Genomic DNA, 17,013 nt, shown 5'->3' with positions numbered 1-17,013 from the left:
TCCGTTCAACGTCACAGAAGACGCCGATCTCGGCATGCGGCTCAATCGCATGGGCTACGAGGTAGCCACCCTAACGCTGCCGACACTGGAGGATGCGCCGACACGGTTTCCGGTCTGGCTCGGGCAACGGACACGCTGGTACAAGGGTTGGCTGCAGACCTGGCTTGTGTTGATGCGCAATCCGCGCCGGACGATGCGGGAGATGCGCCCCATGCCCTTCTTCGTCTTCCAGTTGCTGATCGGTGGCATGCTGATCTCGGCGCTCAGTCACCCTGCACTTCTCAGCTTCATCACCCTGTCGGTGCTGTCGATGCTGCAATCACCGGCAAGCGACAGCTCTGCCTTTACCAAGGTGATGCTGGCGATCGACATGGTCAACATTCTCGGCAGTTATGCCGTGTTTTATGTCTCCGGCTCGATGCCGATGAGCCCGCGCGAAAAAAGCAGTCTGGGCCGCTGCTGGCTGTATATCCCGGTCTACTGGATGGCGATTTCGATTGCGGCGTGGAAGGCCGTGATCGAGCTTCGCCTCAGGCCGTTCTACTGGAGCAAGACACCGCATCTGCCGTCGCGCAGCTTGGCGCCAAACGCCAGGATCGACGGACAGGGCGCAGTATTTGCGGCGTGATCGGATCGCGTCAGACACTGGCGCCGCGGGCTGACCGTTGCGGATACATTCAGGCCTGCGCACCGTCCGCAAGCCATTCCTGGGCGACGTCGATGTCCGCAGCCACGAGGGCGTGGCCGGCCGGAATGACGCGGTGGCTGACCTTGGCGCCAACCGAGCGCAGCTGGTCTGCGAGCGCCAGCGCATGTTCGGCATAAGGGTCTTCCTTTCCGGACACGATCAGAACGCGACTGCCGGGCAGCCGCACGTCCGGGGTTTCCTCCAGCACCCGCATCGGGCGCAGAAGCACGGAAGTGGTCGCAATACCCGGATGGAGCAGCATGGCGGCGGCCAGCATATTGGCACCGTTCGAATAGCCGATTAAGGTCAGGTCCTGCCTGTCGAGATCATAGGCGGGCACGGCGTCGTCAACAAAGGCGGACAGGGCTTCGGCCTCCGAGCGGATGTCCTTCTGGTCGAAGGTGAGCTCGGAGAAACGCCGGAAGAAACGAGCGACGCCCTCCTCGGTGGAGCGGCCGCGCAGGCCGATCAAAAGCGCATCCGGGCCAAGCTTGCGGCCGAAGGGCAGCAGGTCGGCTTCGTTGCCACCCGTGCCATGCAGGAGGATCAGGGTCGATCCATCGGCCATCTCCGGCTCATGCAGGCGGTGAACAAAGGGCAGATCGCGATAGATGATGCGCGGCTCGCCGGGCAGGCCGAATTGCGGCAGCATGGGCGTAATGTCTTCATTGGCCAGCTTGAAATGTTCGGGGATGAACAGCTGTTCGCCGAGACGGTCCATCGGCTCATCGACATCGAAGCCCGGGCCGTCGCTGGCCAGTTCGATCAGGCTGCCAGCGGGCTCGCGCACATAGAGCGAATAGAAATATTTCCGGTCATGCACATTGATATTGCCGTGGCCTTCGGCGACCAAGCTCAAAGCCTGCCGGTCGACACCGGCCTGATCGGGCAGACGCAGCGCGATATGGTCGATCATGCCCGTGCCGGGGATAGCGGGCCAAAAACCCGTGACATCGCGGATATCGATGATCTGGCCGGCGCCGGAGGCAAGCCGCGTCACGGCACCTTCGCTAGCGCTTTCGGCAAAATCGCCATAGCGGATCAGAAAACCTGCGGTTTCGGCCGGATGCTCGGAGAGAAGCGTCGCTCCACGCAGGCCGATGATGGCGTCTTTCGCGGCAATGCCGGGGGCAAGCCAGGGCTTGCCGGGGATCAGGCCGGCCACACCGACCAGCTTGACGATGATGCCATCGGGATCGGTCAGGCGCAGCACCGGCTCGCCGAACTCGAGCGACGGGCCGGACGCCTTGATGCCGAACTGCAGGGCCCGTGTCAGCCAGAAGCCGATGGCCGACGCTTCGATGGCAAAGGAAATCTCGCTGGGCGCACCATGGCCGACCCGTCCAGGTGCGCCGTCTTCCCAGGCGAGGAAAGACACCAGCGAACCGGCACTGGCGGTCGCATCGCCATAGAACAGATGAAGCTGGGCGGCATCCTCGAAACCGCCGGTACGCTTGACCAGCCGAAGTCCCAGAAAGCCGAGATAAAAATCGACATTCGCCTGGATCTTGCGGGTGATGGCGGTGATGTGGTGCAGGCCGCTGGTCATGGTTTCTCTCTTTGTGTCTCCATGACGTTGCATACAGCAAATTGCAGACAGTGGAACGCACTGATGCCACGGCCAAAGGGTGACACAGTGTCGATCAGGAATATTCGTGAGAGCAGGCTGGAGCGGGTGAAGGGAATCGAACCCTCGTATTCAGCTTGGGAAGCTGCTGCTCTACCATTGAGCTACACCCGCGACAGGGGGAGGAATCCAACAGTTCACCGGCGCTGTCAAGCGCCGGTCTCGCAGAAACGGTGTCACTTATGGCAGGCGGAAGTGTTTCGACAGCTTGAGGCCCTGCGCCTGGTAGTTGGAACCGAGGCCGGTGCCGTAGAGGCCTTCGGGGCGCTCCTGCATGCGCTCATAGACGAGGCGACCGATGACCTGACCGTGCTCGAGGATGAAAGGCACTTCGTGGCTGCGCACTTCGAGAACCGCGCGGCTGCCGGAGCCGCCGGCCGGTGCATGGCCGAAGCCGGGATCGAAGAAGCCGGCATAGTGGACGCGGAACTCGCCGACCAGTGGATCGTAGGGCGTCATCTCGGCCGCATAGAGCGGCGGCACGTGGACGGCTTCGTTGGAGACGAGGATATAGAATTCGTCCGGATCGAGGATCAGTTCGTCGGCGCCGCGGCTATAAAGCGGTTCCCAGAAATCGAGGACTTCATGGGCGCCCTTCAGATCGACATCGATGACCGAGGTATGGTGCTTGCCGCGATAGCCGATCAGACCTTGCGGGCCGGACCCCTTGAGATCGATCGACAGGGCGATACCGCCGCCCGAGACATTCGGCATGTCGCTGGCGACCAGCGTGTCGGCTCTGTGCAGGTCGAGCAGTTCGCTTTCGCCGAGGAGGGCATGGCCGACGCGGAAACGGATCTGCGACAGGCGCGAACCGCGACGGACGATGATCGGGAAGGTGCGCGGCGAGATTTCGAGATAGAGCGGCCCCTTGTAGCCGGCCGGCACCTTGTCGAATTCCTGGGCGTAATCGACCATGACGCGGGTGAAGATATCGAGACGGCCGGTCGAACTTTTCGGATTGGCCGAGGCCGAGATCTCGGCCGGCAGATCGAGGCTTTCCATCAAAGGCACGATGTAGACGCAGCCGGTCTCGAGCACGGCACCGTTTTCCAGATCGATCTCGTGCAGGGTCAGGCGCTCGAGCTTGTCGGCCACGGTATGGCCCCGGCCCGGCATGAAGCTGGCGCGCACACGGATCGCCTTGCCGCCGAGGCGCAGGTCCAGGCTTGCCGGCTGGATCTGATCATGATCCAGCATGACCTCGCTTTTCAGCCGATCGGTGCCAAACAGCGTGCCGATGGCGCGATCCGACAATATCCCGGGTTTACTGCTCATTTTCTCTATCCTGTTTGGGGCCGACAAAACCAAACCCGAGGAATTGACGCAAGTCCAGCTTCGGCGTATGGCAAGCTTATCCCGTGGTGATTTGGCCGGTCGGCTTGCAGCCACGTTAAACAAATGGCTAAATAGACCGGGTTACTTGTAAACCGGTCCGTCTTCGCGACCGGTTTTTTTGTGTTTGAAAAGGCACTGACATGAGCAAGAACTGGCGCCCGGCAACCCAACTCGTCCATGGTGGCACACTGCGCTCGCAGTATGGCGAAACCTCGGAAGCGATCTATCTGACCCAGGGCTTCGTCTACGACAGCTCGGAAGCGGCCGAAGCCCGCTTCAAGGGCGAGACCGACGGTTTCATCTATGCCCGCTATGGCAGCCCGACCAATGACATGTTCGAAAAGCGCATGTGCATGCTGGAAGGCGCCGAAGATGCGCGCGCCACGGCATCGGGCATGGCGGCCGTTTCCGCGGCCATTCTCTGCCAGGTCAAGGCCGGCGACCATATCGTTGCCGCGCGCGCCCTGTTCGGCTCCTGCCGCTACATCATCGAGACTCTGGCGCCGCGCTACGGCGTCGAGTTCACGCTGGTCGATGGCCGCGATCTCGCCAATTGGGAAGCGGCGATCCGCCCCAATACCAAGGTGATGTTCCTCGAAAGTCCGACCAATCCGACGCTGGAAGTGGTCGACATTGCCGGCGTTGCCAAGCTGGCCAATCAGATCGGCGCCAAGCTGATCGTCGACAATGTGTTTGCCACGCCGCTGTTCCAGAAGCCGCTCGAACTCGGCGCGCATATCGTCGTCTACTCGGCGACCAAGCATATCGACGGCCAGGGACGCTGCCTCGGTGGCGTGGTTCTGTCCGACAAGGAATGGATCACCGAGAACCTGCAGGACTATTTCCGCCATACCGGCCCGGCGATGTCGCCGTTCAACGCCTGGACGCTTCTGAAGGGCATCGAGACTCTGCCGCTGCGCGTCAAGCAGCAGACGGCGAATGCTGCGGCAATTGCCGATTTCCTCGCCGAACAGGGCGCTGTTGCCAAGGTGATCTATCCGGGTCGCGCCGACCATCCGCAGGCCGACCTTGTCGCCAAGCAGATGAGCGGCGGCTCGACGCTGGTATGCTTCGAGATGAAGGGTGGCAAGGACGCGGCCTTCAAGCTGCAGAACGCGCTGGATATCGTCAAGATCTCCAACAATCTCGGCGACGCCAAGAGCCTGATCACCCATCCGGCAACGACGACACACAAGAACCTGAGCGATGAGGCCCGCGCTGAACTCGGCATGTCGGGCGGTACGGTGCGGCTCTCCTGCGGTATCGAGGACACCACCGATCTGCTCGAGGATTTCGCTCAGGCCCTTAAGGGGATTTGAGGCCTGCCGCGATAACCGAAACCAAAAAAAGTCCGGCCACGCGCGCGCGCGTGACCGGGCACTTGCCCTTGACGCGGTGATATAGGCTAATATGCAATCGGCTTATTAATTCGCTCCGGACAGCAGGACCTTGCGCTGCCTTCCACGAAGACTAGTTTAATGTTGGTAATGAAGCATTCAGAAGGTTCAGGCATGTATCGCGCTCTGACACGGGACATCGAAGTCAGCGTCGAGCCTTATTATCTGGAGGAGCAGTCCGATCCGGATGACAGCCGTTATGTTTGGGGCTACCGCATCGTCATTGCCAATCACTCCGGAAAGTCCGTGCGGCTGACCCATCGCTACTGGCATATCACCGACCAGAATGGCCAGGTGGATGAAGTCAGCGGCCCCGGAGTCGTGGGCGAACAACCCCGCCTCAGCCCGGGCGATACCTATGAATATTCCTCCGGCTGTCCGCTCGACACACCGTCGGGCATGATGCATGGCACCTACCGTATGGAAACCGACGACGGGGAAGCCTTTGACGTGGACATCCCTGCCTTTTCGCTCGACAGTCCCGGCATGAGCCGTACGCTCAACTGAGCGCTCGTCCGCCGCGCCATGTTTGGCAACGACGGCCGCCGATTGCCTACACTTCCTTCAGACGTTCGCCGCCGTCGAGGCTGCCGATCAGGGTCGCGCTGGCCTGATTGAGGCCGACGACGTCGACGGTTATGTCATGCGCCCGGAAGCGCTGGACGACACGATCGAGAGCGGCCACTGCGGTGATGTCCCAGAAATGCGCGTCCGACACGTCGATGACAGCGGTCATGCCGGTGGCGTCCTCGATGTCGAAGGCGTCGATGAAGACATCGGCGGAGGCGAAGAAGATCTGACCGGAGACGCGGTAGGTCAAACGGTTGGCCGCGGTATCAGCTTGCTCTTCGACTTTCAGCAGGCGCGCGACCTTGAAGGTGAAGAAGACGCCGCTCAAGAGCACGCCGACGAAGACACCAAGCGCTAGGTTCGCGGTGAACACCGTGACGACGACGGTCGCGACCATGACGGTGCTCGACATCTTCGGATGGATGACGACGGCGCGCAGCGACGACCAGTCGAACGTATCGATCGAGACCATGACCATGATGGCAACCAATGCCGCCACCGGCACTTGCGACACCCAGGGCTTCAGCAGCACCATCAGAACCAGCAAAAAGGCGCCGGCAAACAGTGTCGACAGGCGACCGCGTCCGCCGTATTTCACATTGCTGACCGTCTGACCGATCATGCCGCAACCGGCGATACCGCCAAACAGGCTGGCTGCCGTGTTGGCAATACCGAGGCCTGTGCATTCGCGGTTCTTCGAGCTTGGCGTGTCGGTGAGGTCGTCGACGACGCTCGCCGTCATCATCGATTCCAGCAGGCCGACCATGGCGATGGCGAGCGCCGGGCCGGCGATGATCGACAATGTTTCCAGCGTCAACGGCACCGAGGGCCAGCCAAAGACCGGGAGCGAATCCGGCAGCTTGCCGAGATCGGCGATGGTCATCACCGGCAGATCGAAGGCAACGGCTGCCGCTGTCAGCACAAGAATGCAGATCAGTGGCGAGGGAATGGCCGTCGTGATGCGTGGCACGAGATAGATGATGGCAAGGCCTGCTGCCAGCATGGCATAGGCGATCCAGTCGCCGTGGACGATATGCGGCAGTTGTGCTGCAAAGATCAGGATGGCGAGTGCGTTGACGAAACCGGTGCGCACCGATTTCGACACAAAGCGCATCAAGACGCCGAGACGCAGCACGCCGAACAGGATCTGGAAGAGACCGGCCAAAAGCCCGGCGGCAAGCAGATATTGCAGCCCATGCGTATGCACCAGCGGCGCGACGACAAGCGCGACCGAACCGGCAGCGGCCGAAATCATCGCCGGGCGGCCGCCGGTAAAGGCAATGACGATGCCGATGACGAAGGAGGCAAACAGGCCGACTTGCGGATCGACGCCCGCAACGAAGGAAAAGGCGATGACTTCGGGAATCAGCGCGAAGGTGGCGACGGCGCCGGCGAGCATTTCGCGCATGGGATTGGCGGACCACTCGCGGCGGTAGGAAGACAGATTTGACATGGGATTCCACAGGTAAAGGCAACTGGCCGAGGGATATCAGCCAAGGGGGAGGGTTGCGTTGCTGTGTTGTCTGGCGGATTGGCGGCCAGAAGAGCCACCCGGAGTTTCACCGGGTCCTTGCGAATGCAAGGCTTGTAGCGCGGGAACGGCGAGATGACAAGATTGGCAATGGCAGACCCTGCGCCGGGTCATTCGGGTTCAGCCATAGCTTCCTGCGCTGACAAACAGCCGACTGCGGCATCGCCGCAGCAAGCCTCAATCGACTTCCCAATAAGGCGGACTGCCGAAGGCCTGCCGGAGATGGTTGACGATCGCCGTGACCTTGGCGGAAGGCTTCTTGCCCTGCGGATAGGCGAGATAGATGAATTCCGGTTCCGGGGTATGGTCGATCTTGATCTCCTGCAGCAGGCCATCCCGGATCGCCGGGGCCGCGATGAAGGGTGGGAGCATGGCAATGCCGAGACCGGCGATGGCGGCATCGCGCAACATGTCACCATTGTTCATGCCCAGCGCCAGCGTGGCGCGCACGATCTCGACGCCGGCCTCTGTCTGGAAGCGCCAGTCTGCGATGCCGCGATTGGTGTAGAAAAGCCCCCTGTGGCTTTCCAGATCGCGCAGGGTTTTCGGCGTGCCATGGCTTTCCAGATAGGCCGAGGATGCACACAGCATGCGCCGGCTGGGCGCGAGCTTCCAGGCGACGAGGCGTGAATCCATGATGGGGCCATGGCGGATGATCGCATCATAGCCGGCGGAGAAGGCATCGACGCGGCGATCGTCGATATCCAGCGTCAATTCGAGTTCCGGGTGCTGGGCGAGGAATGGATAGAGTGCGGGCCCCAGGTGCATGCGGCCGAAGGTGACGGGTGCTGCGATGCGCACCGGTCCGGCAAGCGTGCCCCGTCGCTCCGACATGTCGGCGGTCGCCTCTTCGATCTCGCGACTGATGCGACGGGCGCGCTCCAGAAACGACGTTCCGTCCTCAGTCAGCGAGAGCTTGCGCGTCGTGCGATGCAGAAGCACACCACCCAAGGTCTTTTCCAGTTCGGAAAGCCTGTCGCTGACCACCGATTTCGATAGGCGGAGTCGTCTTGCGGCTTCGCTGATCGACCCCTCCTCGACAATCGCGACAAAGGCCAGGATGCATTCCGTCTTGATCATTGTTCGGTATTTCCGGATTCCAGTTCCAACACCTGGAGACTAATCCGAACGATGCGGAAATGCCATCTTCTGGTCATCGAAACCGGCGGCAAAACGTCGCCACATATCCAGGAGAACTGAGATGACACGCTTGAACAACAAAGTCGCAATCGTTACCGGCGCAAGCTCCGGCATTGGCCGCGCAACCGCCCGGCTTTTTGCCGCCGAGGGTGCAAAGGTCGTGGTCGGCGCGCGCCGACAGGCCGAGCTTGACAGCCTCGTGGCCGAAATCGAGGCGCTCGGCGGAACGGCGGTCGCCATTGCCGGCGATGTGCGCTCGGAGGACTATCACAAGCTTCTCGTTGCCACAGCCGTCGAACGCTTCGGCAAACTCGACATCGCCTTCAACAACGCCGGCACGCTGGGCGAAGCCGGACCGAGCACCGGTGTCTCGGAAGCCGGATTTACCGATACGCTGGCGATCAACCTTACGGCTTCTTTCCTGGCCGCCAAGCACCAGGTCGGCGCGATGGAAAACAACGGCGGCGGTTCGATCATCTTCACCTCGACCTTCGTTGGCTACAGCTTTGCCTTCCCCGGCGTTGCAGCCTATGCTGCCAGCAAGTCGGGGCTGATCGGCCTGACCCAGGCGCTGGCCGCCGAATATGGCCCGAAGAATGTGCGGATCAATGCGATCCTGCCCGGTGCCGTCGATACGGACATGTATCGCGACATGAATGACACGGCTGAAAAGCAGGCCTTTATTACCGGATTGCATGCATTGAAGCGGGTTGCCACGCCCGAGGAACTGGCCCGCTCGGTTCTTTATCTTGCCTCGGACGATTCAAGCTTTGTCACCGGCACGGCTTCGCTCGTCGATGGCGGTGCATCGATCACACGCACCTGAGCAGCATCAGGGGCGACGATCGAACCCGTCGCCCTTTGCACGTTCGATCATCCGGCTGAGTGCGCGTCAAAGCTCAGGCACGACAGCCTGCCGGGTGGACGATGATTGTTCGGCATTTCCGGAATGTAGCTCCACCTTCGGGCGGCTAATCCGAACGCCGAGCCGATGCTATACCGAAATTACCAGGGGCGAAAGCGACGGCCAGACGACCGTCCTCCCAACAAACAGGAGAAGTGCCATGCTGAAATTGATTGCCGCCTTTGCAGCCATACTGTCTGCAACGCCTTCTTTGGCCGAGATGCCGGACTTTCCGGCATCGTTCAAGACCCAGGACATTACAACGAATGGTGCCACGATCCACGTCCGGGTCGGCGGCAAGGGACCTGCCGCCGTGCTGCTGCACGGTTACGGTGAAACCGGCGACATGTGGGCGCCGATGGCCGCCGATCTTGCGCGCGACCATACGGTGATCGTTCCGGATCTGCGCGGGCTCGGCCTCTCGTCGAAACCCGATGCCGGCTTCGACAAGATGACCCAGGCCGCAGACGTCGCGGGCGTGCTGGATGCGCTCGATATCGACCGTGCCGACCTGGTCACGCATGACATCGGCAATATGGTTGGATTTGCGTTTGCCGCCCGGCATCCGGACCGCGTGACCCGTTTCGTCCTGATTGACGCTCCCGTCCCGGGGGTTGGCCCGTGGGAAGAGGTCCTGAAGAACCCGCTGCTGTGGCATTTCCGCTTCGGTGGTCCGGACATGGAAAGGCTCGTGGCCGGACGCGAACGCATTTATCTCGACCGTTTCTGGAACGAGTTTTCGGCAACGCCGGATCGCTTTACCGAAGAATCCCGTGCGCATTATGCGAAGCTCTATGCCTTGCCGGGCGCCATGCATTCCGGCTTCGCCCAGTTTGCCGCCTTCGACCAGGATGCGATCGACAACAAGGCCATTCTGGCAAAGAATGGCAAGCTTGCCATGCCGGTCCTGGCGATCGGTGGCGAAAAGTCCTTTGGCCCGATGATGGCGACCGTCATGCGGTCGGCGGCAACCGATGTGGCCGAGGGCGTTATCCCGGACTCGGGCCACTGGATCATGGAGGAAAACCCCTCTGCCACGATCACCATGGTGCGTTCGTTTCAGGAGAGCGGGCGCTGATCACCCGCCCATCGTTGTTCGGAACCCCGGGGTCATGCGCAAGCTGGCCCCGGTTATCTCTGGATCACAGTCACGCGAAAGGCCGGATCACCCCGGCCTTTCTGCATGTCAGTGGCGATCACTACGCTGCGACGACTTCCGCAGGCTCGTAGTCATAGCTGGTCGAGCAGAACTCGCAGGTGACGGTGATCTTGCCGTCCTCGGTGCTGGACTCGATCTCTTCTGCCGAGAAGCCCTGAAGCACACCCTTGATCTTGTCGCGCGAGCAGCTGCAGCGGTCGTAGACGGCCTGCGGGGCGTAGGCACGAACGCCGCGCTCGTGGAACAGGCGAAACAGCAGGCGCTCGATGCCGACCTGCGGGTCGGTGAGTTCGTCGGCATCGATGGTGTCGACCAGCATGCGCGCTTCTTCCCAGGCGTCGTCATGCGAAACCTCAAAATCGCGTTCGTCGCCATCACCGCCATGCAGATCCGGCAGGCGCATGCGGTCGGGTGCTTCCGGCAGGAACTGGGCGATCAGGCCGCCTGCCCGCCAGGTACGGCGCGGCTTGCCGTTCTCGTCGCGGTCGAAGAGTTCGGCGGCACCGAGGCGCACCCGCGTCGGGATCTGTTCCGACTGACGGAAGTAGACGCCAGCGATATCCTCGAGCGACGAGCCGTCGAGCGGCACGATGCCCTGATATGGCTGCATGAACGCGCCCTGGTCGATGGTGAAGGCGAGCACGCCATTGCCGAGCAGTTGTTCCGGCGAGGTCCGACCTTCTGCCACCGCCTCGGCCAGCGCGTCCTCGTTGAAGCGTGCATAGGCGCGGACGCTTTCCGGCGTCGAAAAATCGGCAACCAGCAGATCGACCGGGCCATCGCCCTTGGTCTGGACGGTGAATTTGCCGTCGAATTTCAGTGAGGTGCCGATTAGCACCGTCAGCACGATCGCTTCCGCCAGCAGGCGGGCGACGGGCTGCGGATAGGCATGGCGATCGAGGATGGTGTTGACCAGCGGGCCGACCTGGACGGCGCGACCGCGCACGTCGAGGCCTTCGACCTGGAAGGGCACAACACGATCATCACCGGCGAAACCGAATTCGCCGAGCTCGGCTTGTTTGTTCGACATGAATGTACTCCGTGCGCCGGCGGCGCGAAAAGCAGAGCCGCAAAAGCAGCCCCATGAGAAAGCGCTCAGATGGTATCGCCGCCGTCAAAGGTCAAGCGGGGCGACAAGACCCCGCATCCATGGCCTTCAGATGGCGCCGAGGCACCAAGCGAGAATGGACTTTTGTGCATGCAGGCGGTTTTCCGCCTCGTCGAAGACGACCGACTGCGGACCATCGATGACCTCATCCGTCACTTCCTCGCCGCGATGGGCGGGAAGGCAATGCAGGAACAGGGCCTCGCTACTGGCCTTCTTCATCAGCGCCGCATTGACCTGGAAGGGCTGGAAGACATTGTGGCCGCGCGCCTTGTGTTCCTGGTTCATCGAGATCCAGGTGTCCGTGATGACCGCATCGACACCTTCGACGGCGCGCTCGGCATCATGGCACAGCATGATCTCGCCGCCATTGTTGCGGGCCCAGTTGAGGATCTTGTCATCCGGCTCCGAGCCGAGCGGCACGGCCATGTTCATCTTGTAGCCGAAACGGGCAGCACCTTCGACGAGCGAATGCAGCACATTGTTGCCGTCGCCGGTCCAGGCGAGCGTCTTGCCGGCGATCGGGCCACGATGTTCCTCGATGGTCAGGATATCGGCCATGATCTGGCAGGGATGCGTGAGGTCGGTCAGGGCGTTGATCACCGGAACCGTCGCATGTTCGGCCATTTCCAGCAGGCGGGAATGGTCGGTGGTGCGGATCATGATCGCATCGACATAACGCGACAGGACCTTGGCGGTGTCGCCGATGGTCTCGGCACGGCCGAGCTGCATTTCGGTGCCCGACAGGAACAGCGTCTCGCCGCCGAGCTGGCGCATGCCGACATCGAAGGAAACGCGGGTGCGGGTGGACGGCTTCTCGAAGATCATCGCCAGCATCTTGCCGGCCAGCGGCTTGTCAGCCGTGCCGGCCTTGGTCGCCTGCTTGCGGCTGCGCGCATCGTCCATCATGGAGCGAAGGTCCATGGAGGATACGGCGGAGAGATCGAGGAAGTGCTTCGGAGATGCCATGAATGTCTACCTGTCCTGCGCGTTTCAAGCGATTGCTGCGGCCTTGTGACGAACCTGCTCTGCGGCAAGCTCGATGCGACGCAGGCCGTCGCGCGCCTCTTCCGCCGTCGTCACGAGCGGCGGAAGGAGCCGGATGACGTTGTCGCCTGCCGGCACTCCGAGAAGGTGCTGGTCGCGCATGGCCATCAGCAGTTCGGTATTCGGTCCCTTGGCCTTAATGCCCAGCATCAGGCCTTCGCCGCGGATTTCCGCGATGACATCGGGGAAACGATCCTGCAGCGAGGCCAGCCCCTGGCGGAAGACGAGTGCTACATCGCGGACCTGGTCGAGGAAACCATCGGCCAGCACGACATCGAGCACGGCATTGCCGACCGCCATGGCGAGCGGATTGCCGCCATAGGTCGAGCCGTGGGTGCCGGCCTTCATGCCGATGGAGGCCTCTTCGGTGGCGAGGCAGGCGCCGAGTGGGAAGCCGCCGCCGATGCCCTTGGCCACCGCCATGATGTCCGGCGTAATGCCCGACCATTCATGGGCGAAGAACTTGCCGGTGCGGCCGACGCCTGACTGCACTTCGTCGAGGATCAACAGCAGATCATGTTCGTCGCAGATGGCGCGCAGTTCGCGCAGCATCTCGACGGCAATGGCGCGGATGCCGCCCTCGCCCTGAACCGGCTCGACAAGAATGGCCGCCGTCGCATCGGAGATGGTCGCCTTGACGGCGTCGATATCGCCAAACGGAACCTGATCGAAGCCCGGGGCCTTGGGGCCGAAGCCTTCGAGATATTTTTCCTGGCCACCGGCGGCGATCGTCGCGATGGTACGGCCGTGGAAGGCGCCTTCCATCGTGATGATGTGGAATTTCTCCGGATGGCCCTTGGTGAAATGATAGCGGCGCGCGGTCTTGATCGCGCATTCCAGCGCTTCGGCACCGGAATTGGTGAAGAAGACCCGATCGGCAAACGTCGCCTCCGTCAGGCGCTTGGCAAGTGCTTCCTGGCCCGGCACATCATAGAGATTGGAGACATGCCAGAGCTTGTCCGCCTGCGCCTTCAGCGCCTCGACCAGATGCGGATGGGCGTGCCCCAGCGAATTAACGGCGACGCCGGCGGCGAAATCGAGATAGCGATCGCCGCCCTCGGTGATGAGCCAGACGCCCTCGCCTCGCTCGAAACGCAGAGGCGCTCGATTGTAGGTCTGATAAAGCGGCGTCGCTTCGGCCATGGCGTTGGTCATCCTTGATTGGCGGCGTCCAGCGGCAGCGGAGACGCCTGTGGGCAGGTCAAAAATTAAAAATGCCGCCTTGCGGCGGCGGACGCACTATCCCCATTTAACCCTGCAATGTCAACGAAACTTACAGGAAAATGAGGGTCTGCAAGTGATTGCGGCGAGCACCGGACGTCATGCCGCAGACGCGGTTTGGGAGTGTTGCAGACTTGACTCACTCGGGAAGCAAGTTGGGGAAAACCGCGAAATCGATTCGAGATGATTCCCGCGACTCTTGTCACAGAGTCACCCGACCAGTAGGTTAACATTCAATAAATTGAGCAATGCGGCGGAAATAGTCACCGACAGTAACGAGGCGGTTTTTGTTTCGAATTCGTTCGAAGCAACGGTGAGGGATTCTGCCATCATACACGCGAGCGGCGGAGAAATACGGCATGAATTGGACTGATGAACGCGTCGAGAGACTAAAGCGCCTCTGGGCCGAAGGCCTGAGCGCGAGCCAGATCGCAGCGCAATTGGGCGGCGTCAGCCGCAATGCCGTCATCGGCAAGGTACACCGGCTGAACCTGCCGGGCCGCGCCAAGGCAGGCGGCAGCACCTCGGCAGCCCGCCCGGCCAAGCGCCCGGCACCGGCTACACAGCGCCCGACCACGTTCCAGGGCCGTACCGCGACAACCACCCGTACCGTGACCCGCGCGGCCGGCGGCAACATGCTGAAGGAAGAGATCGAAGTCGATATCTTCGAGGAAGCCGAAGTTTCGCGTCCGTCGAATGTCGTGGTCCCCATTTCGCGTCGCCTGGCATTGACCGAACTGACCGAGCGCACATGCAAGTGGCCGATCGGCGACCCGATGAAGGATGACTTCCACTTCTGCGGTTGCGAAATCAACGATGCGTCGCCGTATTGCGGCTATCATGCCAAGATGGCCTACCAGCCGGTAAGCGAACGTCGCAGGGCAGCCCGCTGAGGGCAAACGGCTGACGGCGGAGCGCCGAACCCAAAGACCAGACATAAAAAAACGGGCTTTCGAGCCCGTTTTTTATTGCCTGGATACCGGTGGCGAAATGCTCAGACTTCCATTGAATAACCCGCGCCGCGGACGGTGCGGATGACATCCTGCATGTTGGAGAAGTTCAGTGCCTTGCGCAGGCGACCGACATGCACATCGACCGTGCGTTCGTCGACATAGATGTCATGGCCCCAGACGCCGTCCAGCAATTGCGAGCGGGAAAAGACGCGGCTGGGCGAGGCCATCAGGAATTCCAGCAACCGGAATTCCGTCGGGCCGAGACGCACTTCGCGGCTCTTGCGATGGACCCGATGGGTCTCGCGATCCAGCTCGATATCGCCGCAGCGCAGCACACTGGACAGAACCTCGGGCTTGGCACGGCGCAGCATGGCCTTAACGCGCGCCATCAGTTCGGGCGTCGAAAACGGCTTGACGACATAATCGTCAGCGCCGGTAGCGAGCCCTCGAACGCGTTCGCTTTCTTCACCCCTGGCCGTCAGCATGATGATCGGCAGACGCTCGGTTTCCGGGCGCACCCGCAGGCGACGGCAGAGCTCGATGCCGGAAACGCCCGGCAGCATCCAGTCCAGGATCAACAGATCCGGCACACGCTCCTGCAGGCGAAGCTCGGCTTCATCCCCACGCAGGATCGTCTCGACCTCGTAGCCTTCGGCCTCGAGATTGTAGCGGAGGAGGACGCTGAGCGCCTCCTCATCCTCTACGACAGCTATTTTCGGCAACATGAAAGGCAAAACCCCGTTAGTGACGGCTTACTCATTGATCGCGCCGACGGAGGACGTGAGGTCTTCCTTTGGACGCTCGCCCTCGGGCTGGGCACCGGTCGTCATGTAGTAGATCGTTTCGGCGATATTGGTCGCGTGGTCGCCGATGCGCTCGATGTTCTTGGCGCAGAAGAGCAGATGCGTGCAGCTGGTGATGTTGCGCGGATCCTCCATCATGTAGGTCAGCAGCTCGCGGAACAGCGAGGTGTACATGGAGTCGATCTCTTCATCGCGATCGCGAATGGATTTCGCCTTTTCCGCCGAACGGGTGGTGTAGACGTCGAGCACTTCCTTGAGCTGGGCAAGTGCAAGATCCGACAGATGCTCGATGCCACGGGCGAGCTTGCGCGGGATGCCCGAGCTCTGGACCGCCATGACGCGCTTGCAATTGCTCTTGCCGAGGTCGCCGACGCGTTCCAGATCGCTGGCGATGCGCAACGCGCCGATGATTTCGCGAAGATCGGCTGCCATCGGCTGGCGACGCGCGATCATGACTATCGCCTTGTCGCCGATTTCGCGCTCGGTCGCATCCATGACGACGTCGTCGGAGATGACCTTCTGGGCCAGAGCGCCGTCGGTGTTGACCAGAGCGCGGACGCTTTCAGCGACCATCTGTTCTGCCATACCACCCATTTCCGAGATGCGGCGCATCAGGTATTTCAGTTCCTCGTCAAAGGCCGAGTAGATGTGGGAAGAAGCCATAAACGCATTCCTTGAATTGGATTGAGACGAAGCGTGCGCGGGGCGCCTCAGCCGAAGCGACCCATGATGTAGTCCTGGGTGCGCTGGTCATCCGGATTGGTGAACATCTTGTCCGTGTCGTTTTCCTCGACCAGCAGGCCGAGATGGAACATGGCCGTGCGCTGGGAAACGCGGGCGGCCTGCTGCATCGAGTGGGTGACGATGACGATGGTGAAATTGGTGCGCAGTTCGTGGATCAATTCCTCGATCTTTGCGGTCGCGATCGGATCGAGCGCAGAACAGGGCTCGTCCATCAGGATCACTTCCGGACTGACCGCGATCGCGCGGGCAATGCACAGGCGCTGCTGCTGGCCACCGGACAGACCCGTGCCGGATTCAAGCAAGCGATCCTTCACTTCATTCCACAAACCAGCTTTCTGAAGGCTCTGTTCGACGATGACATCGAGATCGGCCTTGTTCTTGGCGAGGCCGTGAATGCGCGGACCATAGGAGACGTTTTCATAGATCGACTTCGGGAACGGGTTCGGCTTCTGGAATACCATGCCGACGCGCGCACGCAGTTCGACAACGTCGATCGACGGATCGTAGATATCCGTGCTGTCGAGTGTGATCTTGCCCGTAACGCGGCAACCGTCGATCGTATCGTTCATGCGGTTAAGCGTGCGAAGGAAGGTCGACTTGCCGCAACCCGAAGGGCCGATCAGCGCGGTCACCGTGTTTTCTCGGACGTTCAGGTTCACGTCGAAAAGCGCGCGCTTCTCGCCGTAGTAAACCGACACGTCCTTGCCCATCATCTTGTAGTTCGCTTCAGTCATCTTCTGTTCCAGCGCTTTCTCAACAGCTGCTTCCGACATCATGTTCATGTCC

General features: G+C 61.5%; 15 protein-coding genes, 1 tRNA gene, 1 pseudogene, 1 riboswitch and 1 other annotated feature. Of the genes and pseudogenes, 6 read left to right on the top strand and 11 right to left on the bottom strand.

Annotated elements, in window-relative coordinates:
- Nucleotides 1-13: 13 nt before the first annotated feature.
- Nucleotides 14-628, top strand: a pseudogene (locus tag PDO_RS29220) (glycosyltransferase family 2 protein); the annotation flags it as partial.
- A 49-nt stretch (nt 629-677) separates the two neighbouring features.
- Here PDO_RS29220 and PDO_RS23790 read toward each other — a convergent pair.
- The 3 genes from PDO_RS23790 to PDO_RS23780 all read right to left on the bottom strand — a co-directional run bounded on the left by PDO_RS23790 (nt 678) and on the right by PDO_RS23780 (nt 3,593).
- The gene (locus PDO_RS23790) at nt 678-2,237 is read right to left on the bottom strand and encodes a VOC family protein (RefSeq protein WP_007607821.1); all 1,560 of its coding nucleotides are present in this window, start codon (nt 2,235-2,237) and stop codon (nt 678-680) included.
- Between the two features lie 118 nt (nt 2,238-2,355).
- Nucleotides 2,356-2,429 (bottom strand) — tRNA-Gly (locus PDO_RS23785).
- A 66-nt stretch (nt 2,430-2,495) separates the two neighbouring features.
- A complete protein-coding gene (locus tag PDO_RS23780; protein ID WP_007607820.1) occupies nt 2,496-3,593 on the bottom strand; it encodes a 2'-deoxycytidine 5'-triphosphate deaminase in 1,098 nt (365 codons plus the stop codon).
- A gap of 73 nt (nt 3,594-3,666) precedes the next feature.
- A riboswitch (SAM riboswitch) is annotated at nt 3,667-3,745 on the top strand.
- Nucleotides 3,746-3,793: 48 nt separating this feature from the next.
- On the opposite strand from PDO_RS23780, the gene PDO_RS23775 reads away from it, so the two are divergent.
- The gene (locus tag PDO_RS23775; RefSeq protein WP_007607819.1) at nt 3,794-4,972 is read left to right on the top strand and encodes an O-succinylhomoserine sulfhydrylase; all 1,179 of its coding nucleotides are present in this window, start codon (nt 3,794-3,796) and stop codon (nt 4,970-4,972) included.
- 192 nt (nt 4,973-5,164) lie between these two features.
- Nucleotides 5,165-5,557: a Co2+/Mg2+ efflux protein ApaG gene (gene apaG / locus PDO_RS23770; RefSeq protein ID WP_007607817.1), complete on the top strand. Its 393-nt coding sequence runs from the start codon at nt 5,165-5,167 to the stop codon at nt 5,555-5,557.
- 46 nt (nt 5,558-5,603) lie between these two features.
- On the opposite strand, the gene PDO_RS23765 is transcribed toward apaG, so the two are convergent.
- Both PDO_RS23765 and PDO_RS23760 read right to left on the bottom strand, forming a co-directional pair.
- Nucleotides 5,604-7,073, bottom strand: coding sequence for a SulP family inorganic anion transporter (locus PDO_RS23765; RefSeq protein ID WP_007607815.1), 1,470 nt, complete (start codon nt 7,071-7,073; stop codon nt 5,604-5,606).
- 64 nt (nt 7,074-7,137) lie between these two features.
- Nucleotides 7,138-7,193 (bottom strand) — a sequence feature (sul1 is cis-regulatory element that is thought to sense ions involved in sulfur or methionine metabolism; They are found in Alphaproteobacteria).
- A 135-nt stretch (nt 7,194-7,328) separates the two neighbouring features.
- A complete protein-coding gene (locus PDO_RS23760; protein WP_007607814.1) occupies nt 7,329-8,231 on the bottom strand; it encodes a LysR family transcriptional regulator in 903 nt (300 codons plus the stop codon).
- A gap of 121 nt (nt 8,232-8,352) precedes the next feature.
- Here PDO_RS23760 and PDO_RS23755 point away from each other — a divergent pair, with 121 nt between their 5' ends.
- Together PDO_RS23755 and PDO_RS23750 are read left to right on the top strand one after the other, a co-directional pair.
- Complete coding sequence (locus tag PDO_RS23755) at nt 8,353-9,117, top strand: SDR family oxidoreductase (protein ID WP_007607813.1); 765 nt, start codon at nt 8,353-8,355, stop codon at nt 9,115-9,117.
- Between the two features lie 238 nt (nt 9,118-9,355).
- Nucleotides 9,356-10,273: an alpha/beta fold hydrolase gene (locus tag PDO_RS23750; RefSeq protein ID WP_007607812.1), complete on the top strand. Its 918-nt coding sequence runs from the start codon at nt 9,356-9,358 to the stop codon at nt 10,271-10,273.
- A 121-nt stretch (nt 10,274-10,394) separates the two neighbouring features.
- On the opposite strand, the gene PDO_RS23745 is transcribed toward PDO_RS23750, so the two are convergent.
- The 3 genes from PDO_RS23745 to PDO_RS23735 all read right to left on the bottom strand — a co-directional run bounded on the left by PDO_RS23745 (nt 10,395) and on the right by PDO_RS23735 (nt 13,649).
- Nucleotides 10,395-11,384, bottom strand: coding sequence for an Hsp33 family molecular chaperone (locus PDO_RS23745; RefSeq protein ID WP_007607811.1), 990 nt, complete (start codon nt 11,382-11,384; stop codon nt 10,395-10,397).
- 126 nt (nt 11,385-11,510) lie between these two features.
- Entirely contained in the window at nt 11,511-12,428 is a 918-nt protein-coding gene (gene argF / locus PDO_RS23740) for an ornithine carbamoyltransferase (RefSeq protein WP_007607809.1), read from the bottom strand.
- A gap of 24 nt (nt 12,429-12,452) precedes the next feature.
- Nucleotides 12,453-13,649 carry an aspartate aminotransferase family protein gene (locus PDO_RS23735; protein WP_007607807.1) on the bottom strand — a complete coding sequence of 399 codons (1,197 nt, stop codon included), beginning with the start codon at nt 13,647-13,649 and terminating at the stop codon, nt 12,453-12,455.
- 437 nt (nt 13,650-14,086) lie between these two features.
- Here PDO_RS23735 and PDO_RS23730 point away from each other — a divergent pair, with 437 nt between their 5' ends.
- The gene (locus PDO_RS23730; protein ID WP_007607805.1) at nt 14,087-14,620 is read left to right on the top strand and encodes a GcrA family cell cycle regulator; all 534 of its coding nucleotides are present in this window, start codon (nt 14,087-14,089) and stop codon (nt 14,618-14,620) included.
- A gap of 101 nt (nt 14,621-14,721) precedes the next feature.
- Here the strand turns inward: PDO_RS23730 and phoB are convergent, their stop codons facing one another.
- Genes phoB through pstB form a run of 3 tightly spaced genes read right to left on the bottom strand, consistent with a single transcriptional unit; the run spans nt 14,722 to nt 17,009 of the window.
- The gene (phoB, locus tag PDO_RS23725; protein WP_007607803.1) at nt 14,722-15,405 is read right to left on the bottom strand and encodes a phosphate regulon transcriptional regulator PhoB; all 684 of its coding nucleotides are present in this window, start codon (nt 15,403-15,405) and stop codon (nt 14,722-14,724) included.
- 27 nt (nt 15,406-15,432) lie between these two features.
- Entirely contained in the window at nt 15,433-16,146 is a 714-nt protein-coding gene (phoU, locus tag PDO_RS23720; protein WP_007607801.1) for a phosphate signaling complex protein PhoU, read from the bottom strand.
- 47 nt (nt 16,147-16,193) lie between these two features.
- Complete coding sequence (gene pstB, locus PDO_RS23715) at nt 16,194-17,009, bottom strand: phosphate ABC transporter ATP-binding protein PstB (protein ID WP_007607800.1); 816 nt, start codon at nt 17,007-17,009, stop codon at nt 16,194-16,196.
- Between the last annotated feature and the right edge of the window lie 4 nt (nt 17,010-17,013).

This window comes from Rhizobium sp. PDO1-076, from assembly GCF_000247475.1.
GTDB lineage: Bacteria > Pseudomonadota > Alphaproteobacteria > Rhizobiales > Rhizobiaceae > Allorhizobium.
Note: the sequence above shows the minus strand (reverse complement) of the source record. Positions and strands in the feature narration are given on the sequence as shown.